Annotated in this window: 20 protein-coding genes; 8 read left to right on the top strand and 12 right to left on the bottom strand. The window is 73.8% G+C overall.

Going from position 1 to position 21,036, the window contains the following annotated elements:
* Positions 1 to 13: 13 nt before the first annotated feature.
* Positions 14 to 2,899, top strand: a complete 2,886-nt coding sequence (gene gcvP / locus ACZ7D7_RS30295) for an aminomethyl-transferring glycine dehydrogenase (RefSeq protein WP_470828456.1) — start codon at positions 14 to 16, stop codon at positions 2,897 to 2,899.
* A 55-nt stretch (positions 2,900 to 2,954) separates the two neighbouring features.
* Here gcvP and ACZ7D7_RS30290 read toward each other — a convergent pair whose 3' ends face one another.
* The 7 genes from ACZ7D7_RS30290 to ACZ7D7_RS30260 all read right to left on the bottom strand — a co-directional run bounded on the left by ACZ7D7_RS30290 (position 2,955) and on the right by ACZ7D7_RS30260 (position 8,772).
* Positions 2,955 to 4,016 carry an ABC transporter ATP-binding protein gene (locus ACZ7D7_RS30290; RefSeq protein WP_470828454.1) on the bottom strand — a complete coding sequence of 354 codons (1,062 nt, stop codon included), beginning with the start codon at positions 4,014 to 4,016 and terminating at the stop codon, positions 2,955 to 2,957.
* Complete coding sequence (locus ACZ7D7_RS30285; RefSeq protein ID WP_470828452.1) at positions 4,013 to 4,861, bottom strand: ABC transporter permease; 849 nt, start codon at positions 4,859 to 4,861, stop codon at positions 4,013 to 4,015. The genes ACZ7D7_RS30290 and ACZ7D7_RS30285 overlap by 4 nt, the downstream gene beginning before the upstream one ends.
* Complete coding sequence (gene modA, locus ACZ7D7_RS30280; RefSeq protein WP_470828451.1) at positions 4,858 to 5,661, bottom strand: molybdate ABC transporter substrate-binding protein; 804 nt, start codon at positions 5,659 to 5,661, stop codon at positions 4,858 to 4,860. Before modA ends, ACZ7D7_RS30285 begins: the two co-directional genes overlap by 4 nt.
* Before the next feature lie 174 nt (positions 5,662 to 5,835).
* Positions 5,836 to 6,231 carry a TOBE domain-containing protein gene (locus tag ACZ7D7_RS30275; protein WP_470828449.1) on the bottom strand — a complete coding sequence of 132 codons (396 nt, stop codon included), beginning with the start codon at positions 6,229 to 6,231 and terminating at the stop codon, positions 5,836 to 5,838.
* Positions 6,232 to 6,249: 18 nt separating this feature from the next.
* The gene (locus ACZ7D7_RS30270) at positions 6,250 to 7,326 is read right to left on the bottom strand and encodes a LacI family DNA-binding transcriptional regulator (RefSeq protein WP_470828447.1); all 1,077 of its coding nucleotides are present in this window, start codon (positions 7,324 to 7,326) and stop codon (positions 6,250 to 6,252) included.
* 315 nt (positions 7,327 to 7,641) lie between these two features.
* Positions 7,642 to 7,845, bottom strand: coding sequence for a DUF5999 family protein (locus tag ACZ7D7_RS30265; protein WP_470828445.1), 204 nt, complete (start codon positions 7,843 to 7,845; stop codon positions 7,642 to 7,644).
* Between the two features lie 342 nt (positions 7,846 to 8,187).
* Entirely contained in the window at positions 8,188 to 8,772 is a 585-nt protein-coding gene (locus ACZ7D7_RS30260; protein WP_470828443.1) for a hypothetical protein, read from the bottom strand.
* A gap of 552 nt (positions 8,773 to 9,324) precedes the next feature.
* Here ACZ7D7_RS30260 and ACZ7D7_RS30255 point away from each other — a divergent pair.
* Both ACZ7D7_RS30255 and ACZ7D7_RS30250 read left to right on the top strand, forming a co-directional pair.
* Positions 9,325 to 10,842, top strand: a complete 1,518-nt coding sequence (locus tag ACZ7D7_RS30255) for a glutamate-cysteine ligase family protein (RefSeq protein ID WP_470828441.1) — start codon at positions 9,325 to 9,327, stop codon at positions 10,840 to 10,842.
* Positions 10,843 to 11,032: 190 nt separating this feature from the next.
* Positions 11,033 to 11,842, top strand: a complete 810-nt coding sequence (locus tag ACZ7D7_RS30250; RefSeq protein WP_470828440.1) for a CPBP family intramembrane glutamic endopeptidase — start codon at positions 11,033 to 11,035, stop codon at positions 11,840 to 11,842.
* Positions 11,843 to 11,900: 58 nt separating this feature from the next.
* Here the strand turns inward: ACZ7D7_RS30250 and ACZ7D7_RS30245 are convergent, their stop codons facing one another.
* Positions 11,901 to 12,716 (bottom strand): PhzF family phenazine biosynthesis protein, encoded by an 816-nt coding sequence (locus ACZ7D7_RS30245; RefSeq protein WP_470828438.1) that lies wholly within the window; start codon positions 12,714 to 12,716, stop codon positions 11,901 to 11,903.
* 234 nt (positions 12,717 to 12,950) lie between these two features.
* The gene (locus ACZ7D7_RS30240) at positions 12,951 to 13,139 is read right to left on the bottom strand and encodes a hypothetical protein (RefSeq protein WP_470828436.1); all 189 of its coding nucleotides are present in this window, start codon (positions 13,137 to 13,139) and stop codon (positions 12,951 to 12,953) included.
* Between the two features lie 198 nt (positions 13,140 to 13,337).
* On the opposite strand from ACZ7D7_RS30240, the gene ACZ7D7_RS30235 reads away from it, so the two are divergent.
* From ACZ7D7_RS30235 to ACZ7D7_RS30225, 3 genes are all read left to right on the top strand, one after another.
* Positions 13,338 to 13,889: a Clp protease N-terminal domain-containing protein gene (locus ACZ7D7_RS30235; RefSeq protein WP_470828434.1), complete on the top strand. Its 552-nt coding sequence runs from the start codon at positions 13,338 to 13,340 to the stop codon at positions 13,887 to 13,889.
* 118 nt (positions 13,890 to 14,007) lie between these two features.
* Positions 14,008 to 15,012 carry an EamA family transporter gene (locus ACZ7D7_RS30230; protein WP_470828433.1) on the top strand — a complete coding sequence of 335 codons (1,005 nt, stop codon included), beginning with the start codon at positions 14,008 to 14,010 and terminating at the stop codon, positions 15,010 to 15,012.
* A 270-nt stretch (positions 15,013 to 15,282) separates the two neighbouring features.
* Complete coding sequence (locus tag ACZ7D7_RS30225) at positions 15,283 to 16,230, top strand: DMT family transporter (protein ID WP_470828431.1); 948 nt, start codon at positions 15,283 to 15,285, stop codon at positions 16,228 to 16,230.
* Positions 16,231 to 16,281: 51 nt separating this feature from the next.
* On the opposite strand, the gene ACZ7D7_RS30220 is transcribed toward ACZ7D7_RS30225, so the two are convergent.
* Positions 16,282 to 16,965 carry a pyridoxamine 5'-phosphate oxidase family protein gene (locus ACZ7D7_RS30220; RefSeq protein ID WP_470828430.1) on the bottom strand — a complete coding sequence of 228 codons (684 nt, stop codon included), beginning with the start codon at positions 16,963 to 16,965 and terminating at the stop codon, positions 16,282 to 16,284.
* Positions 16,966 to 17,000: 35 nt separating this feature from the next.
* Between ACZ7D7_RS30220 and ACZ7D7_RS30215 the strand changes: the two genes are divergently transcribed.
* The gene (locus tag ACZ7D7_RS30215; RefSeq protein ID WP_470828428.1) at positions 17,001 to 18,332 is read left to right on the top strand and encodes an aminotransferase class I/II-fold pyridoxal phosphate-dependent enzyme; all 1,332 of its coding nucleotides are present in this window, start codon (positions 17,001 to 17,003) and stop codon (positions 18,330 to 18,332) included.
* A 60-nt stretch (positions 18,333 to 18,392) separates the two neighbouring features.
* Here ACZ7D7_RS30215 and ACZ7D7_RS30210 read toward each other — a convergent pair whose 3' ends face one another.
* Positions 18,393 to 19,463, bottom strand: coding sequence for a DMT family transporter (locus ACZ7D7_RS30210; protein WP_470828427.1), 1,071 nt, complete (start codon positions 19,461 to 19,463; stop codon positions 18,393 to 18,395).
* A 74-nt stretch (positions 19,464 to 19,537) separates the two neighbouring features.
* Between ACZ7D7_RS30210 and ACZ7D7_RS30205 the strand changes: the two genes are divergently transcribed.
* Positions 19,538 to 20,440: a LysR family transcriptional regulator gene (locus ACZ7D7_RS30205; RefSeq protein ID WP_470828426.1), complete on the top strand. Its 903-nt coding sequence runs from the start codon at positions 19,538 to 19,540 to the stop codon at positions 20,438 to 20,440.
* Between the two features lie 28 nt (positions 20,441 to 20,468).
* Here the strand turns inward: ACZ7D7_RS30205 and ACZ7D7_RS30200 are convergent, their stop codons facing one another.
* Positions 20,469 to 20,936 (bottom strand): pyridoxamine 5'-phosphate oxidase family protein, encoded by a 468-nt coding sequence (locus ACZ7D7_RS30200; RefSeq protein ID WP_470828425.1) that lies wholly within the window; start codon positions 20,934 to 20,936, stop codon positions 20,469 to 20,471.
* Positions 20,937 to 21,036 lie beyond the last annotated feature (100 nt).

The following is a 21,036-nucleotide window of genomic DNA, read 5'->3' as shown; positions in this document are numbered from 1 at the left end:
GGAGGCCTCCGCAATGACCGCCCATCGCATTCCGCTCTCCGAGCTCGAACAGGCACACCCCTTCGAGCAGCGTCACATCGGCCCCGACCACGAGGCGCGGGCCAAGATGCTCGCCCAGGTCGGCTACGGCTCGCTCGACGAGCTGACCGCCGCCGCCGTGCCGGACGTGATCAAGAACGCCGACGCGCTGGACCTGCCGGGCGCCCGCTCCGAGGCCGAGGTGCTCGCCGAGCTGCGCACGCTCGCCGACCGCAACCAGGTCCTCGGCTCCATGATCGGGCTCGGCTACTACGGCACGTTCACCCCGCCGGTGATCCTGCGGAACGTGATGGAGAACCCCGCCTGGTACACGGCGTACACGCCCTACCAGCCAGAGATCTCGCAGGGCCGCCTTGAGGCCCTGCTGAACTTCCAGACCGTGGTCGCCGACCTCACCGGCCTGCCGACGTCCGGTGCCTCCCTGCTCGACGAGGGCACCGCCGCCGCCGAGGCGATGGCGCTGTCCCGGCGCCTGGGCAAGAACAAGAAGGGCCTGTTCCTGGTCGACGCGGACGCCCTGCCGCAGACCGTCGCCGTGATCCGGACCCGCGCCGAACCGACCGGCGTCGAGGTCGTCGTCGCCGACCTCAGCGACGGCATCCCCGCCGAGGTCGCCGAGCGCGAGATCAACGGCGTCCTGATCCAGTACCCCGGCGCCTCCGGAGCCGTACGCGACATCAAGCCCCTCATCGACCAGGCGCACGAGCTCGGCGCGCTCGTCACCGTCGCCGCCGACCTGCTCGCGCTGACGCTGCTGAAGTCTCCGGGCGAACTCGGCGCGGACATCGCCGTCGGCACCACGCAGCGCTTCGGCGTGCCGATGGGCTTCGGCGGACCGCACGCCGGCTACATGGCGGTGCAGGAGAAGATGGCGCGCAGCCTGCCCGGCCGCCTCGTGGGCGTCTCCGTCGACGCCGACGGCAACAGGGCCTACCGCCTGGCGCTGCAGACCCGTGAGCAGCACATCCGCCGCGAGAAGGCCACCAGCAACATCTGCACCGCCCAGGTGCTGCTCGCGGTCATGGCCGGCATGTACGCCGTCTACCACGGCCCCGAGGGCCTGCGGGCCATCGCCCGGCGCACCCACCGGTACGCCACGATCCTCGCCGCGGGGCTCGCGGCGGGCGGCGCCGAGGTCGTGCACGGCGCCTACTTCGACACGGTCACCGTGCGCGTCGAGGGCCGGGCCGCCCAGGTCGTCGCCGCCGCCCGCGACAACGGCGTGAACCTCCACCTCGTCGACGCCGACCACGTCTCCCTGGCCTGCGACGAGACCACCACGCGCGCGCAGCTCGCCGCCGTGTGGGCCGCGTTCGGTGTCGACGGCGACGTCGAGGCGCTCGACGCGAGTGCCGAGGACACGCTGCCCGAGGCGCTGCTGCGCACCGACGACTTCCTCACGCACCCGGTGTTCCACCAGCACCGCTCCGAGACCGCGATGCTGCGCTACCTGCGTCGGCTCGCCGACCGCGACTACGCGCTCGACCGCGGCATGATCCCGCTGGGCTCCTGCACGATGAAGCTCAACGCGACCACGGAGATGGAGCCGGTCACCTGGCCGGAGTTCGGTCAGCTGCACCCCTTCGCCCCCGCCGAGCAGGCGCAGGGCTACCTCACGCTCATCCACGAGCTGGAGGAGCGCCTCGCCGAGGTCACCGGCTACGACAAGGTCTCCCTCCAGCCGAACGCCGGCTCCCAGGGCGAGCTGGCCGGTCTCCTCGCCGTCCGCGGCTACCACCGCGCCAACGGCGACGAGCAGCGCACGGTCTGCCTCATCCCGTCCTCCGCGCACGGCACCAACGCCGCGAGCGCCGTCATGGCCGGCATGAAGGTCGTCGTCGTCAAGACCGCCGAGGACGGCGAGATCGACGTCGAGGACCTGCGGGCCAAGATCGAGCAGTACCGCGACGAACTCGCCGTGCTGATGATCACGTACCCCTCCACGCACGGCGTCTTCGAGGAGCACGTCGCCGACATCTGCGCCCAGGTGCACGACGCGGGCGGCCAGGTGTACGTGGACGGCGCCAACCTCAACGCCCTGGTGGGACTCGCCAAGCCCGGCCACTTCGGCGGCGACGTCTCCCACCTGAACCTGCACAAGACGTTCTGCATCCCGCACGGCGGCGGCGGTCCCGGCGTCGGCCCGGTCGGCGTGCGCTCGCACCTCGCGCCGTACCTGCCGAACCACCCGCTGCAGCCCGAGGCCGGTCCCGCCACCGGCGTCGGCCCGATCTCGGCGGCGCCCTGGGGCTCGGCGGGCATCCTGCCGATCTCGTGGGCGTACGTCCGGCTCATGGGCGGCGAGGGCCTCAAGCGGGCCACGCAGGTCGCCGTGCTGTCCGCCAACTACATCGCCAAGCGCCTTGAGCCGCACTATCCGGTGCTCTACACCGGCCCCGGCGGGCTGGTCGCGCACGAGTGCATCATCGACCTGCGCCCGCTGACCAAGGCGACCGGCGTCAGCGTCGACGACGTCGCCAAGCGGCTCATCGACTACGGCTTCCACGCGCCGACGATGTCCTTCCCGGTCGCCGGGACGCTCATGATCGAGCCGACCGAGTCCGAGGACCTGACCGAGCTGGACCGGTTCTGCGACGCGATGATCGCCATCCGGGCCGAGATCGAGAAGGTCGGCTCCGGCGAGTGGCCCGCCGAGGACAACCCGCTGCGCGGGGCCCCGCACACCGCGGCCGCGCTCGGCGGGGACTGGGACCACGCCTACAGCCGCGAGGACGCCGTCTTCCCGGCTGGCGTGACGGCCGCGGACAAGTACTGGCCGCCGGTGCGCCGCATCGACCAGGCCTTCGGCGACCGGAACCTGGTCTGTTCCTGCCCGCCGCTCGACGCGTACGAGGACTGACCCGACCGACGTGTCAGGGGCGCCGCCCGGCAGGGTGGCGCCCCTTCGCCGTCCCTCACGCGGGGTAGGCGTGCGTCTGCGTCGCCTTCACCGTGGCCCACACCGGCGCGCCCGGACGCAGGTCCAGCTCGGCCGCGGCCACCGTCGTCAGGTCGGCGGCGAGAGGCAGTTCGCCGGTGAGGCCCGCGCGGACCTGGTCGCCGTGGGAATCGAGCCCCGCGACCTCGCAGCGCCACAGGTTGCGGGCGCTGGAGCCGGCCGGCCGCTCCCGGTACAGGGTCACGGCACTCGGCGGGAACGCCACGAACACCGGGCCCGACAGGATGTCCGTGGTGGTGATGGACGGGCCCGCGTCCAGCCGGACGGTGTGCCCGTCGGCCTGCCCGCGGTACAGATTCAGGCCGACCAGCTGGGCGATGTAGTCGGTGCGGGGATGCCGCGCGATGTCCGCCGGGGTGCCCTGCTGGACGACGTGGCCGTCCTCGACGACGACGAGCCGGTCGGCCAGCACCATGGCGTCCAGCGGGTCGTGCGTGACGAGCAGGGCGACCGCCTCGAACTCGGCGAGATGGCGGCGCAACTGGGCGCGCACCTCCAGGCGGGTCCGCGCGTCCAGGGCCGCCAGCGGCTCGTCCAGGAGCAGCAGCCGGGGCCCGGTGGCCAGGGCGCGGGCGAGCGCGACCCGCTGCGCCTGCCCGCCGGACAGCCGGCGGGGCTTGGCGCCGGCGTGCTCGGCGAGGCCCATGCGGTCCAGCCATCCGGCGGCCTGTCGGCGGGCCTCCACTTTGCTCGCGCCCCGGCAGCGCGGGCCGAACGCCACGTTGTCCAGGGCGGTGAGGTGCGGGAAGAGCAGGTAGTCCTGGAAGACGACGCCGACGGGCCGGGACTCCGGGGGCGTACGGTCCAGCTCGACGCCGTCCAGGCGCAGGTGGCCGCCGCTGAGCGGGGCGAGACCGGCGAGGGCGCGCAGCGCGGTGGACTTGCCGGCGCCGTTCGGGCCGAGCAGGGCGACGACCTCGCCGGGGGCCGCGGTCAGCGTCACGTCGAGCCGGAAGGCGCCGCGGTCGACGACGAGGCGGGCGTCGAGCCCTTCCTCGGGGGCCGGGGTGCCGGTCATGAGGGTGTCATCCATCGGTCGCGCAGGCCGGCGAGGACGGCGATCGACACCGCCAGCAGCACCAGGCTGAGGGCGACGGCCGCCGCCGGGTCGCTCTGGAGGGCCAGGTACACCGCGAGGGGCATCGTCTGAGTGCGGCCGGGGAAGTTGCCCGCGAACGTGATCGTCGCCCCGAACTCGCCCAGGGCCCGCGCCCACGCGAGGACGGCGCCCGCGGCGACACCCGGCGCGATCAGCGGCAGTGTGACGCGGCAGAACGCGGTGAACCGGGACGCGCCGAGCGTGGTGGCGGCCTCCTCGTAGCGTGGGTCGGCGGCGCGCAGGGTGCCCTCCACACTGATGACGAGGAACGGCAGCGCCACGAACGTCTCCGCGACGACGACGCCGGCCGTCGTGAACGGCAGCGAGATGCCGAACCACGCGTCCAGCCACTGCCCGACGACACCGCCCCGCCCGAGCGCGAGCAGCAGCGCGACACCGCCCACCACCGGCGGCAGCACCAGCGGCAGTGTCACCAGGGCCCGCACGAGGCCGCGGCCGGGGAACTCGGTGCGGGCCAGCAGCCAGGCCAGCGGCACCCCGACGACGAGGCTGAGCGCGGTCGCCGCCGTCGCGCACAGCAGGGACAGCCGCAGCGCCTCCCAGACCGCCGCGCTGGTCAGCTGGTCCGGGAGACTGCGCCAGGGGGTGCGTACGAGGAGCGCGATCAGGGGCAGCAGCAGGAACGCCAGGCCCGCGAGCGCCGGCAGCAGGATGGGGAGCGGCACGCCGCGCCGCACCGGCCGGCGTGCGCGGGCCGCGGGCGGGCCGGTGCGGCCTCCGGGGGTCTTGGCGGCGCGGGTCACGGGCGGCGGAACCCGGCCCCGGTGAGCACCTTCCGGCCCTCGGCGGACTTCACGAGGGTGATGAAGGCCTTCGCCGCCGCGGGGTTGGGCGCGTTCTTGAGCAGGGCGATCGGGTAGTCGTTGACGGCTTCGGCGGATTCGGGGAACTCCACGCCGTCCACCCTGTCACCCGCGGCCCGGACGTCCGTCCTGTACACGACGGCGGCGTCGGCCTCCTTCAGCTCGACCTTGGTCAGGGCGCTCTTGACGTCCTGCTCGTACGACACCGGGGTGACCTTCAGGCCGCTCGCGTCCAGGGCGCTCTGCGCGGCGGAGCCGCACGGCACGGACCTGTCGCACAGGACGACCTTGAGGCCGGGGCGGGTGAGGTCCTCCAGGGAGGAGATCCGCTCGGGGTTGCCGGGGAGGGTGGCGATCTGGAGCTGGTTGCGGGCGAAGGTGGCCGGGGTGCCCACCACGTTCTCGTCGTCCTCGACGATCTTCATCGTGGAGGTGCCGGCCGCGGCGAAGACGTCCGCCGGTGCGCCGCCGCTGATGCCGGCGGCCAGGGAGTCGCTGCCGCCGAAACTGAAGGTGACCTCCGTGCCGGGGTGGTCCTTCTCGAAGCGCTCGCCCAGCGTCGTGAAGCTCTCCTTCAGCGAGGCCGCGGCGAAGACGGTGACCGTGCCGGAGATCTTCCCGTCGGCGGAGGCGGAGCCCGGCGACCCGGTGGTGGAGCAGGCGCCGAGGACCAGCAGGGCGGCGGTCACCGTGCCGCCCGTACGCAGGGCCCGGCGGCGGTGCGCGGAACTGGTCGTCACGGTCCACTCCCTCTCGTCGCGGGGAGGGCGTGGGCCGAACGCCGGGGGACACCCCTCCCTCCGCGACGATGATACTTCCGCAGATGCGAGGCAGAAGTCATCTGTCGTATCGCATGAGCGAGGTTGCGCGCGGTGGACGGTCGCATGTGCGTTTCTACGGGAGGGGTCGTCCGGTCAGGTGCGGTCGATGTGTACGTTTGTCGACTTCACGCGGGCCGTGGCCTCCATGCCGACCTCCAGGCCGAGTTCCTCGACGGCCTCGCGGGTGAGCAGGGAGACGAGCCGGTGCGGTCCCGCCTGGATCTCGACCTGGGCGGCGACGTCCCCGAGCTTGATCGCGGTGACGATGCCGGGGAACGCGTTGCGGACGGAGGTGTACGGGGTGTCCTCCTCGGCGCCGCCCGCCTTGGCCAGTTCGACCGAGAACGCGGCCAGGTCCCGGCCGTCGATGAGGCGGCGCCCGCTGTCGTCGCGGTGGGTGGTCATCCGGCCGGCGTCCGCCCAGCGGCGCGCGGTGTCGGGGCTGACGCCGAGCAGCCGCGCCGCCTGGCCGATCGTGTAGGACTGCATGCGGTCACGATAGAGCGGTCACGGCAGCGGAGAGGGCCCGGCCGGCCGGGCCGGGGGGAGGGGTGCCGTGCTGGCGCGGACGATCAGTTCCGTGCCGAGTTCGACGCGCGGCGCGTCGGGCTGTTCGCCGCGGGCCAGCCCCAGCACCGTACGGACGGCGAGCCGGCCCATGTCGGCGAGCGGCTGGCGCACCGTGGTCAGCGGCGGGGCCGACCACCGGACCTCCGGCAGGTCGTCGAAGCCGACCACGCTCATGTCCTCCGGCACCCTGAGGCCCCGTCGGCGCAGGGCCTCGATCGCGCCGAGCGCCATCTGGTCGCTGGCCGCGAACAGGGCGGTGGGCGGTTCGGGCAGGTCCAGCAGGGTCGCGCAGCCGGTGAAGCCGGACTCGGGCCGGAAGTCGCCGGACACGACGAGGGACTCGTCCACGGCGATGCCGGCGCCCTCCAGTGCCGCGCGGTAGCCGTCGAGACGGGCGCGGGAGCACAGCAGCCGTGACGGCCCGGCGACGAGGCCGATCCTGCGGTGGCCCAGGGAAAGCAGGTGGCTGGTGGCGGCGAGTCCGCCGGACCAGTTGGCGGCGCCGATGGCCGGCACGTCCAGGGAGGGGGAGCCCGCCGGATCGACGGCCACGACCGGTACGCCGAGCACCCGCAGCTCTTCGTGCAGGCCCGGTTCCAGCGCGGAGGTGACGAGGACGACGCCGTCGGAGGCGCGGGCGCGCAGGTTGCGCAGCCATTCGCGGGCGGCGCCGGAGCGGCCGCGGATCGTCGAGACGACGGTGCCGGCGCCGGACGCGTGCGCGGCCTCCTCGACGCCGCGCAGGATCTCCACGGCCCAGGGGTTGTCGAGGTCGTAGAAGACCAGGTCGAGCAGGGCGGCGCGGGCGCCCGTGGCGGCGGGGCGTCTGCGGTAGCCGTGCCTGCGGAGCAGGTCCTCCACGCGCGCGCGGGTCTGGGGCGAGACGTCGGACCGGCCGTTGACGACCCGGGAGACGGTAGGGACGGAGACCCCGGCGCGGCGGGCGATCTCCGTGATGGTGACCTTGCGGCGGTCGTCCGCGGTGTCCTCGGCGCCGGCCTCGTGTGCTGCCACTTCCCACCTCCGTCGACGGCTTTCGCGGCCTGCGCGCGCCGGGCGTGCGGGGCGGCTGGCGGCGAAACTTCCAGGAGTCTTCCGGAAGACGGGCGCGCGTGGGAAGCGGGGGTCGAAGGCGGGTGGCCGGGCGGGAGGACCGGGTGTGCCGGGCGGTGGGGCCGGGTGCGCCGGGCGGGAGGGCCGGGTGCGGATTCCGCACGGGGCGCTACGGTCGGTGACCGGGCCCGGACATGCGTCAGGGCCGGTTCGCAGGAGGTTCACGGACCGGCCCCTCGTGTCTGCGGACGGTGTCGTGCGCCGCCCGTGGTGCTCTCAGGCGGCGGTCACGACCGGACGGACGTCCGGGCGGTGCGGCGCGATGACCTGGCCGTCGGGCAGGAGCTCACCGGTGTCCTCGAAGAGGACGACGCCGTTGCACAGCAGGCTCCATCCCTGTTCCGGGTGGTGCGCCACGAGGCGGGCGGACTCCCGGTCGGCGGAGCCGGCTGACGGACACGGTGGCTGGTGCTGGCACATGGGTTGGTTCTCTCGTCGTGTGTCGGTGGAGTGTGCTGTCGTTTCAGTCCTGCGGCGTGAAGAGTCGTTCATGGCCGCCCCCCGTCGTGACAAGTCGGTCGGATCCCAGTGTTGCCCCACGGAGGCCATTCCGCAGGGATTTCGCGGCACCGCTTCTCACAGGTTCATGACGCGTCACCCGCGCGGACGGTTCAGTCCAACTGGGCTGTCACTTCGGGTGGTTCGTCGTGGCCGATTGGGACTAGTCCTCACGGGACCGGCCGGACGGCGGAAAAGAGCGACGTACCCCGCCGCCAGGAATCCGGCGACGGGGTACGCGGTGCCTTCCGGGTCACACGGCACTCAGGCCGTCGGCCTCAGCAGCCGGGACGGCGTGGCGCGGCTGGTCAGCACCGGGAGCAGGTCGGCGACCCGGTGCGGGCGGTGGGCGGCGATGCCGGGCGGCGCGGGGGCCAGCGGCACGAGCAGGTCGCCCGGGGCCGGATGGCCGCCGGCCGCGTCCGCGGTGCAGTCGCCGTGCAGCCACAGCGTGAGCATGTAGAGGCTCGGCAGCGACAGCAGGCGCGGCTGGTAGGGCCCCGGCACGGTCTCGGCCTGCCGCAGCGCCAGCTCGGTGGAGCTGACGTACGGGCCTTCGAAGAAGTGGGAGAAGGCCCAGCCGTCGGGGGTCAGCATGGTCTCCGCGGCGGCCACGGCATGGTCGCCGCAGCGGATGAGGAAGCGCCACCCGGTCAGCCTCGTGGCGGTGACGCCCTCGGGGGTGATCCGGTCGAGGACGTGCACCGGCAGTGGCAGTTCGGGGGTGGCCGGACCCTGGGCGTTGCGCAGGGACGGGGTGCGGGCCTCGCTGAGCGCGGTCGGCGAGCCGAGCGCGGTCAGGACGGTGCGCAGGGCGGGCGCGGGAGCCGGGGGCACATGCAGCGGCATGATGGGTCGCCTCTCATGAGAAGGCACGGTGGCGCGAGGGCGGGGGCGGACGACGCTGTCAGCACAAGGAAGTCAGAGAGGCAGGGGCCGGGTCTGTGCGTGCGGACCTTTGGTGGGTGGGGCCTGTCGCACATCATCTCGGCGGCAGGATCCCGCGACCGTGGGCGCCAACCTTCTGCCTTGTGCGCGGAGTTTATACGACGCCTGTTCAGACAGTGTTTCGGCTAGCCGTTTTGAGGTCCCCCGACAAGGGTACATTCGGACGACGATACGCGAGAAAAATCCCGATTCCCGGGCGGTCGCGCGGCGATGACCTCGGGAAATGACCGCCGCGCGGTCGGCCAATTGTCGTCGGCGTTTTTCACGAGTTCGTGGGGCACCGAAAGGGTACTCGTCATGCCCCGTGAATGTGCCGCAGGCCATCGTCGTCCAGAGTAGCGGTCGCCGGGGCCACGCGGGACGTTATCGATCGCCTCGTCTGGGCATCATCCCACCTGACCCGGGACGCCGGCGGCCGATCTGCGGCCCGCCCATCCGAGGAGGGACGGTTCGATGGGGGAGAAGGTCGCGGCAGGCCAGTTCGACCTGTCCGATCGCCAGCGCTACCGCGACAAGCTGCGGCAGTGTCTGACGGGCCTCGGGCGGCTGCTGGAGGAGAAGCGGTTCGACCGCCCCAAGAACCTCATGGGGCTGGAGATCGAGCTGAATCTCGTGGGCGCCGACGGCATGCCGAAAATGTTGAATGCGCAAGTCCTGGAGCGGATCGCCAGCCGCGATTTCCAAACAGAACTCGCCATGTTCAACCTGGAAGTCAACATCGCCCCGCACCGGCTCGGCGGCCGCGTATTCGACCGGCTCGCCGAGGAACTCCGCACGTCGCTGGCATATGCCCACCGAAAGGCCGGGGAGGTGGACGCGGGAATCGTGATGATCGGCATCCTGCCGACGCTCGACCGCGACGACCTGGTCTCCTCCAACCTTTCCGACGTGGACCGCTACGCACTGCTCAACGACCAGATCGTGGCCGCCCGCGGCGAGGACTTCACCCTCGACATAGCCGGGGTCGAACACCTCTCGTGCACCTCGCGGTCCATCGCGCCCGAGGCCGCCTGCACCTCCGTGCAACTGCACCTCCAGGTCACGCCGAACCGGTTCCCCGACGTGTGGAACGCGGCCCAGGCCGTCGCCGCCGCGCAGATCGCCGTCGGTGCCAATTCGCCGTTCCTGTTCGGGCACGAGCTGTGGCGGGAGTCCAGGCCGCCGCTGTTCCAGCAGTCCACCGACACCCGGCCGCCCGAACTCCAGGCGCAGGGCGTCCGTCCGCGCACCTGGTTCGGGGAGCGCTGGATCTCCTCCGCCCACGACCTCTTCGAGGAGAACCTGCGCTATTTCCCTGCGCTGCTCCCCATCTGCGACGACGAGGAACCCCTGGAGGTCCTCGACGCGGGCGGCGTCCCCAAGCTCGCCGAACTCGTCCTGCACAACGGCACCGTCTACCGCTGGAACCGTCCGGTCTACGGCATCGCCGACGGCGTCCCCCACCTGCGCGTCGAGAACCGCGTCCTGCCGGCGGGCCCCACCATCACCGACGTCATCGCCAACGCGGCCTTCTACTACGGCGTCGTCCGCGCCCTCGCCGAGGACAGCCGCCCGGTGTGGACCCGGCTGCCGTTCGAGGCCGCCGCCGCCAACTTCGACGCCGCGTGCCGGCACGGCATCGACGCGCGGCTGACCTGGCCCCGGCGCGGCCGGTACGCCGGCACGCACGAGGTCGAGGCCGTCAGCTTGGTCCGTGACGAACTGCTGCCGCTCGCCGAGGCCGGCCTGGACGCGTGGGGCGTCGAGCCCGCCGACCGCGACCTGTACCTCGGCGTGATCGAGGAGCGCTGCCGGCGCCGGGTCAACGGGGCGACCTGGCAGACGGCCACCTTCCACAAGGCCCTGGCCTCGGGCCTGCCTCGGGAGGCCGCGCTCGCCGCCACGACGCGGCGCTACTACGAGCTGATGCACCAGGGCGATCCCGTGCACACCTGGCCCGTGGGACTGCCGGAGCCGGTGCCGACGGGCTGAGCGCGCCGGGGCGCCGACAGCGTTCGTCAGCGTTCGTCAGGGTGCCGACGGGGGCCGCCGACGCCCGCCTCACGCTGATCCGGCAAGCTGATCCTGCAAGCCGGGACGTCTCCGCACGGCGGTGTCCCAGGACGGCGGCTCCCCCTGTGCCGAGGGGCCGGAGGAGCGGGGTCGGCGAGTGGAGGCAGGTGTGCAGGCGCAGGACGGCCGGAAGGCCGCATCGCAACCCGGGGAGCGCCCCGGCGAGCTGTCCCGGCGGACGCTCCGCAACGAGACGCTGCTCGTGCTGGCCCTGTCGCTCGGCGCGAGCGGCGTGTCCGCGCTGATCAGCTTCGTCGGATCGGTGACCAAGCCGGGCGGGCTGAAGGACCAGGCGGCCACGCTCAACGCCTCGGCCGCGCCGGGCCGCCCGTGGCTCGACCTCGCCTGGCAGCTGTTCGGCATCACCACCGCGCTGGTGCCCGTCGCGCTCGTCGCGCACTTCCTGCTGCGCGAGGGCCGGAGCCTGCGCGTCATCGGCTTCGACCGCACGCGTCCCTGGCCCGACCTGGGCCGCGGCGCCGCGATCGCGGCGGTGATCGGGAGCACCGGCATCGCCTTCTACCTCCTCGCGCGCGGCATGGGCTTCAACCTCACCGTGGTGCCCGAGGCGCTGCCCGAGGTGTGGTGGAAGTACCCGGTGCTGATCCTGTCCGCGATCCAGAACTCGGTCCTGGAGGAAGTGATCGTCGTCGGCTATCTGCTGCGCCGGCTCGGACAGCTGGGCTGGACGCCGACGGCCGCGCTGGCGGCGAGCTCCGTGCTGCGCGGCTCGTACCACCTCTACCAGGGCATCGGCGGCTTCATCGGCAACATGGTCATGGGCGTGGTCTTCGTGTACCTGTACCGGCGCTGGGGCCGCGTGGGTCCGCTGGTGGTGGCGCACGCGCTGCTCGACATCGGGGCGTTCGTCGGTTACGCGCTGCTGGCGGACAAGGTGGACTGGCTTCCCACGGCGTGAGCCTGTCCGTGGGGGGCGTACGGCACTGTCGTACGCCCCCGCGGTGTGACGTGCCGGGTCAGGGGCGGGTGAGCAGCTCGCCCTCGATGACGGTGACGGCGTGCCCGGTCAGCAGCGTGCGGTCGCCGCGCAGCTCCGTGCGGACGCGGCCGGCGCGGGGCGAGGCCTGAAGACCGGTGAGGGCGGGCCGGCCGAGGCGCTCGGACCAGAACGGGGCCAGGGCGGTGTGGGCGCTGCCGGTGACCGGGTCCTCGTCGATGCCGACGTTCGGGAAGAAGCAGCGCGAGACGAAGTCGTAGCCCCGGGACGGGTCCTCCGCGCGGGCGGTGGCGATGATGCCGCGCTCCGAGAAGGCGCCGAGGGCCCGGTGGTCCGGGGTCAGGGCGCGGACCGTCTTCTCGTCGGCGAGCTCGACGAGGAGGTCGCCCACGTTCGGGCCGGTGTCGAGGGCGGCGCGCGGCTCGGCGCCCAGGGCCTCGGCGACCCCGGCCGGGACGTCGACCGGGGTGAGCGGGGCGGTCGGGAAGTCCAGGGTGATCGCGCCGTCCCCGGTGGGCGTCGCGACGAGCACGCCACTGCGGGTGGCGAACCGCACCGGTCCCTCGTGGGCGCCCGTGGCGCGCAGGACGTGGGCGGTCGCGAGCGTGGCGTGCCCGCACATCGCGACCTCGGCGGCGGGCGTGAACCAGCGCAGCGCCCAGTCGGCCTCGCCGCCCTCCGGCAGCCGGTGGGCGAACGCCGTCTCGGCGTGGTTGACCTCCAGGGCCACCATCTGCAGCCAGTCGTCGGCCGGGAAGGCGTCGAGCAGCAGGACGCCGGCGGGGTTGCCGGCGAAGGGACGGTCGGTGAAGGCGTCGACGATTCGGATGCGCATGCCCCGACGGTAGGCGCTCCGCGAAGCCGCGGGCCAAGGCCAATTTCGGGAACGCGGACCGGTTCCGGGGGCGTGGCGGGCGGCCGGTCGTCCAGGGACGGTTCTCGGCGGCCCTCGGGCCCGGGCCCTGGGGTGGTCGAGGACGTGACGGGCCGAGGGGGAGGGCGCGGCGCGACGTGACGGCGCGGGGTGGACGCGCGTGGTGAAAGCGCGGGCGGTGATCGCCGGGCCGGTTCAGCCGACCCGGCGTATCTCCGCCGCGTCGAACACGTCCCACGCGCGCGGGAGCGGGCTCTCGTCGTGGCAGTGCCACGCCTCCCAGAACAGGTCGGCCGGCAGCGCGTCCTCCGGTGCGTACACCCGGTACACGTACTGCCTGCCGTCGACGGCCGGTAACGCCACCAGCCAGCCAGTGCTGTCCATCGCTGTGTGGGACGTCGGGCGCGCGGCGAAGGTTGCCTCCGGGGCGCGGCGCAAGGCGGCGCGCGCCCCCGGGGGAAAAATGACGTGATCTCCTCCGTAGGGAGGAGATTCGGCCACGCGGTGTCCACTTCCTGTGGGACGCGAAGATGCTTCCCGCCGGGGATGCCCCCGGTCCGGACGGGCTGATGGGGTGGGAACGTGCAACCTCGTATCCCCCGGCAGCCCGCTCACGAGCAGGGCGTACCGCGTTCCGACAACGATGCCGGGCTCAGCGACGAGCTGGCCGCGGTGGTCGCCGGCGCGCGCCGCAGGGCGGTGCGGGACGGCGACCGTCAGATCGACACGGCCCATCTGCTGCACTCGCTCCTGGAGTACGGCGTCGACGTGCGGGCCGTCTTCGGCGAGGGACCGCACATAGCGCGGCTGCTCGGCTACCTCGTGCAGCGCAGCATCGGCTACGGCCTGCGCTGGCAGAGCGGGGTGGAGGAGTCCGGCCCCGTGCCGGTCGCCCTGGACGCCGAGGGCTTCTCGCCGCTCGCGGCCGGCGCCATGGAGTACGCCCGGGACCGCGCCGTGCAACGGGGTGCCGCACGGGCCCGCGGCGTCGACCTGCTCGCCGCGATCGTCGTGGACCCGCAGTCGCGTGCCGTGGAGGTGCTGGAGCGCGCCGGGATCGACCCGGTGCGGGTGCTCGCGCGGATCGACAAGTGCGCCGAGGGGCCCGTCGGGAACGGCGACACCACTCACTGAAACCACCCGCACCGGTACGAGGCGTGGAGGCGCCGGCCTCGCGCGACCGGCAGCGTCGCGTCCAGCCGTTGAGACAGGTGTCTGGAGGGATGACGCTCCTGTCGGCGCCTGTCATCATGTGCCGGTGCATACGTCTGAGAGCAGTCAGGGCCACCGCGGCAGGGGCATGGGGCTCGGCCTCGCGCTCGCGTCCGCCGTCGCCTTCGGGGGATCCGGTGTCGCGGCCAAGCCGCTGATCGAGGCGGGCCTGGACCCGCTGCACGTGGTGTGGCTGCGCGTCGCGGGCGCGGCCCTGGTGATGCTGCCGCTCGCCGTGCGCCACCGCGCGCTGCTGCGCCGCCGGCCCGGACTGCTCGCCGGATTCGGGCTGTTGGCCGTGGCCGGTGTCCAGGCCTGCTACTTCGCGGCGATATCCCGCATTCCCGTCGGCGTCGCCCTGCTCGTGGAGTACCTCGCACCCGCCCTCGTGCTCGGCTGGGTGCGGTTCGTGCAGCGCCGTCCGGTGACGCGCGCCGCCGCCCTCGGCGTGGTCCTCGCGGTCGGCGGACTCGCCTGCGTCGTGGAGGTCTGGGCAGGTCTGAGCTTCGACGCCCTCGGTCTGCTGCTCGCGCTCGGGGCGGCCTGCTGCCAGGTCGGCTACTTCGTCCTGTCCGACCAGGGCAGCGACGCCGGCGACGAGGCGCCCGACCCGCTCGGCGTCATCGCGTACGGCCTGCTCGTCGGCGCCGCCGTCCTCACCGTCGTCGCCCGGCCCTGGACCATGGACTGGGCGGTGCTCGCGGACACAGCCGACATGGACGGCACGCCGGTCGCGGCGGCGCTGCTGCTGTCCTGGATCGTCCTCGTCGCCACGGTGCTCGCGTACGTCACCGGCGTCGTCTCGGTGCGCAGGCTCTCGCCGCAGGTCGCGGGCGTCGTCGCCTGTCTGGAGGCGGTCATCGCGACCGTCCTCGCCTGGGTGCTGCTCGGCGAGCACCTGTCGGCGCCGCAACTCGTCGGCGGGGCGGTCGTGCTGGCCGGCGCGTTCATCGCCCAGTCCTCGACGCCCGCCAAGGGCTCCGGCGGCCCGGTCGCGAGCGGCGGCGCGGAAAGGGAGTTGTCCGCGCGAGGGACGGCGACCTAGTGCTGCGGCCGGGAAGGTTTGCCGGACGCCGCGAGCCGGTGAACCTTTCCGGTCGCAGCACTAGGATGCGGATCATGCATTCGCGCGCACTCGTCCTCCCGCCTCCGGCCGCCTGAGGCGGGCCCTCCGGCAACCGAGCCCGGCGTGTCGCCGGGCCGGACGGTGCTGCCCGCAGACGAAGTCCGCGGACCCCGCACAGCGGTGGTCCCTTCCGAACTTCCGCGCCTCCCGCGACTTCCCCGCGGCGCGCGCCTCTGCGGAGAGAGAACTGTGTCGAACGCCGTTTCCGGCCTGCCCGTCGGGCGAGGCCTGCTGTACCTGATCGTCGCCGGTGCCGCCTGGGGCACCGCCGGCGCCGCCGCCTCCCTGGTCTACCGCACCGGCGACATGGGCCCCGTCGCCCTGTCGTTCTGGCGCTGCGCCGCCGGGCTCGTCCTGCTGCTGGCCGCCCGGCTGCCGCGCCGCCGCGCCCGCACCGCCCCGAGCGAGCCGCTCGGCCACAGGGTGCGGCGGGCCGGCGTCATGGGGGTCGGGCTCGCCGTGTTCCAGACGGCCTACTTCGCGGCCGTCGAGGCGACCGGTCTCGCCGTCGCCACCGTCGTCACCCTCGGCGCGGGCCCCGTGCTCATCGCGCTCGGTGCGCGGCTGACCCTGGGGGAGCGGCTCGGCCGCGGCGGGTTCGCCGCCGTCGCCGGAGCGCTCGCCGGGCTCGCCGTGCTCGTCCTCGGCCCAGGCGGGACCACCGTCCGGCCGTGGGGCGTGCTGCTCGCGCTGGTGTCGGCGGCCGGGTACAGCGCGATGACGCTGGTCACGCGACGGTGGGGGCGCGACGGCGGGGCGGACGCCGCCGCCGTGTCGGTCGGGGCCTTCGCGGTGACGAGCCTGTGCCTGCTGCCGTTCGCCCTCGCCGAGGGACTGCTCCCGTACACCGCCGAACCGGCCCGGCTGGTGTGGCTGCTGGCGTACATCGCCGCCGTGCCCACGGCGCTGGCCTACGGCCTGTACTTCGCGGGCGCGGCCGTCGTACGGTCGGCCACCGTGTCCGTGATCATGCTGCTGGAGCCGGTGAGCGCGGCCGTGCTGGCCGTCGTGCTCCTCGGGGAGCACCTCACGGCGGCCACCCTGGCCGGCACGCTTCTGCTGCTCGCCTCGGTCACCGGGCGCGCGGTGGCGGAGGCGAGGGGCGCCCGCACGCGCGGCGAGCCCTTGCCGGCGTGACCGCCGGGCCGCGGGATCCGTCCCCGGCGCGGATCCCGCGACCCAGTCCTGTCACGGGGTCGTCAGGTACTCGGGCAGGTCGGTGCCGGGCGCCAGGCCCGGGTCGGCGACGGGGGCCTCGTAGCCCTTGCGGAGCGGGACGATCCCGGCCCAGTGGGGGAGGGAGAGATCCTCGGGCTCGTCGTTCACGCCGCCGGTGCGGAGCTTGGCGGAGACCTCGTCGAGGTCCAGGCGGATCACGGCGGTGGCGGCCAGCTCCTTCTTGTTGGCCGGCCGCGAGTCGGCGGCGCGGCCCGGCACGACGTGGTCGACCAGCGCGTCCAGGGCCTGCCGCTTCTCCTCCGGGTCCGTGACGTCGCGGGCGACGCCGTGCACCACCACGGAGCGGTAGTTGATCGAGTGGTGGAAGGCCGAGCGGGCGAGGACCAGCGCGTCGACGTGCGTCACCGTCAGGCAGACCGGCAGGCCCGGGTCGGCCTGGCCGGCCGCCCGCAGCGGGCGCGAGCCCGTCGAGCCGTGCACGTACAGCCGCTCGCCGACCCGGGCGTACAGCGTGGGCAGCACGACCGGCGCGCCGTCCCGGACGAAGCCCAGGTGGCAGACGTAGCCCTCGTCGAGTATCGCGTGCACCAAGTCCTTGTCGTACCTGGCCCGTTCGGCGGAACGGGTGGGGACGGTGCGGTCGGTCGGCGAGTAGGCGGCGGGCTGCGACGGCGTCCGCGTGGTCCCCTGCATGGCGCTCTCCATTGCACTAGTGCATAATTGGGTTTGTGCTAGGAGAGTATCGGATCAGTGGGCGGCGCGCAGCGGACATTTCCGCGAGCATCGAGCGGGCGGTGGGGGCCGGGGAGTTGCGGCCCGGACAACTGCTGCCGCCCATGCGGGAGTTGGCGGCGCAGCTGGGTGTGAACCCCAACACGGTCGCGGCCGCGTACCGCACCCTGCGCGAGCGCGGGGTCATCGAGACGGCCGGCCGGCGCGGCAGCAGGGTCCGGCCCGCGCCGGCCACGACCGGGCGGGACCACATCCGGGTGGACGTGCCGGAGGGCGTGCGCGACGTGTCGAGCGGCAACCCGGACCCCGCGCTGCTGCCGCCCCTGGAGCGGGCGTTCGCGGCAGCGGCGGCCGACGCCGACCGTGCGCCCGTCCTGTACGGGGACGACGCCGTGGACCCGGAGCTGGCGCGGATCGCGCGGGCCGAACTCGCCGCCGACGGGATGCCCGACGGGCCGCTCGCCGTCGTCTCGGGCTCCCTCGACGCCGTCGAGCGGGTCCTCGTCGCCCACCTCAAGGCGGGCGACACCGTCGCCGTCGAGGACCCCGGGTGGGGCCGGACCCTGGACCTCGTCCCGGCGCTCGGGCTGCGCACCGTGCCGGTCGGCGTCGACGACGAGGGACCGCGCACCGACGACGTACGGCGTGCCCTCGAAGCCGGGGCACGCGCCCTGATCGTCACCGACCGGGCGCAGAACCCGACCGGCGCCGCGGTGAGCGCCACGCGCGCGCGTGCCCTGCGGGACGTCCTCGCCGAGCACCCCGAGACGCTGCTGATCGAGGACGACCACGGACACGGCATCGTCGACGTGCCGCTGCACCCCCTCGCCGGCACCACCCGGCACTGGGCCTTCGTGCGTTCGGTGGCCAAGGCCCACGGGCCCGACCTGCGGCTCGCCGTCCTCACCGGCGACGCCGTCACCGTCGACCGTGTCCGGGGACGGCAGCGGCTCGGCCCCGGCTGGGTCAGCAGGCTGCTCCAGCGCGCCGTCGTACGGCTGTGGGCCGACGGGGCGGTGGACACGCCGGCGGTGGCGGCGGCGTACGGGCGGCGCCGGGACGCGCTGATCGAGGCGCTCGCCCGGCGCGGGATCACGGCGCACGGGCGCAGCGGCATGAACGTGTGGATCCCCGTGCCGGACGAGACGGGCGCCGTCGCCCGTCTCCTGCACGCCGGCTGGGCCGTGTCCCCCGGCGCCCGCTTCCGCATGAGCGCCCCGCCCGGCATCCGCGTCACCGTCTCGACGCTGCGGGAGGACGAGGTGGGCACCCTGGCGGACGCGATCGCCGCGGCGCTGGGGCCGGCGCCGGTGCGGGGTTACGTGTAGGGGAGGGGGTGAGTGCGCCGGGGTCCCCCGGTGTGCGGCATGCTGTGGCGCCGGTCGGCACTACGCGTCCGCCGGGCGGCCCTCCCTGGGGCCGGGCGAGGTGGCCGCCGGGCCGCCCTCCGAGGGCCGGGGCGGGGTCGTTGCCGGGTGGGCCTTCGTCGGCCGGGGCGTCGGCAGGGGGCGTCGGTTCTTCGTCCCGTCGGCGCGGGACGCCGGGCCCCGGCTCTGGGTCAGTGCCGCGCCCGCCAGGACGATCAGGGCGCCCACCGGAGTCGACCACGTCAGCGACTCGCCCAGGATGGCGACGCCCGCCGCCGTGGCGATGACCGGGATGAAGTACGTGACCATCTGGCCCGTGGTCGGGCCGACCTCGGCGACGAGGCCGTACTGGAGGAGTACGGCGAAGCCCGTGCCCAGTGTGCCCAGAGCGGCGACCGCCAGCAGGGGTATGACCGGGAAGTGGTCCGGCGCCTTCGTGAACAGCGGGGTGACCACCGCCAGTTGGACGGTCGCCAGCGCCAACTGCGCGCCCGTCAGCGAGAGGTGGGAGTGGCCGGACCCCGCGAGCGTGCGGCGGACGTAGATCCAGCCGATCGGGTAGCTGAGCGAGGCCAGCAGGGCCATCGCCGTCCCCCCGGCGTCCAGGCCCGCGAAGCCCTGCCAGGCGCCGAGCACCGTCAGGACACCGAGGAACCCGATGCCGAGCCCGGCGACCCGCATCCGTGTCGGCCGGTCCTCCGACAGCGCGACCAGGGACAGCGCCATGCCCCACAGCGGTGACGTCGCGTTGCAGATCCCCGCAAGAGTCGACGGGATCGTCAGCTCCGCGTACGCGAACAGCGAGAACGGCAGCGCGTTGAGCAGGAAACCGGCGACCGCCAGATGACCCCACGTGCGGGCCCCGCGCGGCAGCCGCTCCCGCTTCACGGCCATCGCCGCGGCCAGCACCGCGGTGCCGAACACCAGACGGCCGAGCGTGACCTGGAACGGGGCGAACCCTTCCGTCCCCACCTTGATCAGGAGGAAGCTGAAGCCCCAGATCAGCGACAGGACGCCGAAGCGCAGCCGCCAGTCGAGAGTGCGGCGGGGCGGGGCGGTGACCGGGGTCGGGGAAGCGGTGACGCTGCTCATGCGGGCAACGATGCCGCCGAGAACCTCGTAGCACAATCGAGATTTCGCACCCGGTATCTCGTAGCATCGCTTACATGTTGAACCTGGAGCGCCTGCGCACCCTGGACGCCCTCGCCCGGCACGGCTCGGTGAGCGGCGCCGCCGAAGGGCTGCACATCACGACGTCGGCCGTCTCGCAGCAGATGTCCAAGCTGGAGCGCGAGGTCGGACAGCGGCTCCTCGCCAAGAACGGCCGCGGCGTGCGCCTCACCGACGCGGGCCGGCTGCTCGCCGAACACGCGGCCCGCATCCTGTCCCAGGTAGAGCTGGCGCAGTCCGACCTGGAGGCGCACCGCGGCCAGGTCGCCGGGGAACTGCGGCTCTCGGCGTTCCCGACGGCCGCGCGCGGCCTGTTCCCGTCCGCGCTCGCCGCCCTGCGCCGCGACCATCCGGACCTGCGGGTGCGGTCCCGCGAGCTGGAACCGGAGCACGGCATCCGCGGCGTCGTGCGGGGCGACCTCGACCTGGCGGTGGTGCTCGACTGGTACAACAAGCCGATGCCGGTCCCGGACGGCCTGGTGAAGGCGCAGCTCCTGGACGACCCCGCCGACGTGGCGATGCCGGCCGGGCACCGGCTCGCGGACCGTGCCGAGGTGGACCTCGCCGAGTTCGCCGACGACGAGTGGATCACCTGGGGCGAGGGCGAGTTCTGCCACGAGTGGCTGCTGTTCACGCTCCGCTCGAAGGGCATCGAGCCGATCGTCGGCCACCGCGCGGCCGAGGCCCACACCCAGCTCGGGCTGGTCGCCGCCGGGCTCGGCGTGTGCATCGCCCCGCTGCTCGGCCGCCGTCCCGTCCCGCCCGGCGTCGTCACGGTCCCGCTCAAGCAGCGGGTGACGCGGCACGTCTACGTCGTGTGGCGCGCGGACGCCGACCGCCGCCCGTCGATCCGCGCGGCGGTCGCGGCACTGCGGGCGGCGGCGGAACGGCTGGACTGAGACCGTCCGCGCCGGCGCGCGGGCGTCCTTACAGCGCGGCCAGCTTGCGGAAGTCCCACGACACGACCTTCTCCGGCGTGAGCCGCAGCCAGGCGTGCCGGCCGTCGTGCGGCATCTCGTCGATGCCGAAGTTCTTCCTGGCGAACAGCGCCTCCGGGCCGTCCAGTTCGGCGCACGGCCCGCCGGTGCGCGGCACCTCGCCGACGAACTCCACCCGGCCCGACAGCTCCGCGCCGCGCAACTCGCCGTACTCCTCGCCCGTGTCGACGACGACCGCGACCCGCGGATCCCGGCGCAGATCGGCCCAACGCCTGCTGCGCACCACGGAGTACAGCCACATCGAGGTGCCGTCCCAGGCGAACCACAGGGTGCTCACGTGCGGCGCGCCGTCGGCCGACACCGTGGCCACCCGGCAGGTGCGCTGCGTCGTGAGGAACTCGTCCAGTTCCCCGGGCGTCATCATGATCTTCCGGCCCCGGCGCTGCGTGGCGGTCATCCGCACCCCTCGTGTCCCAAGGTCGTGCGGAGGGTTCCCGCACGTCGGGCCAGGATGAGCCGTCGCCCGTCGGCGCGCAACGGCCGACGGGCCCGTCGTG

This window comes from Streptomyces sp. NPDC037054, assembly GCF_055606745.1.
The sequence above is the reverse complement of the archived record's forward strand: the minus strand, read 5'-3'. Positions and strand labels throughout refer to the sequence as shown.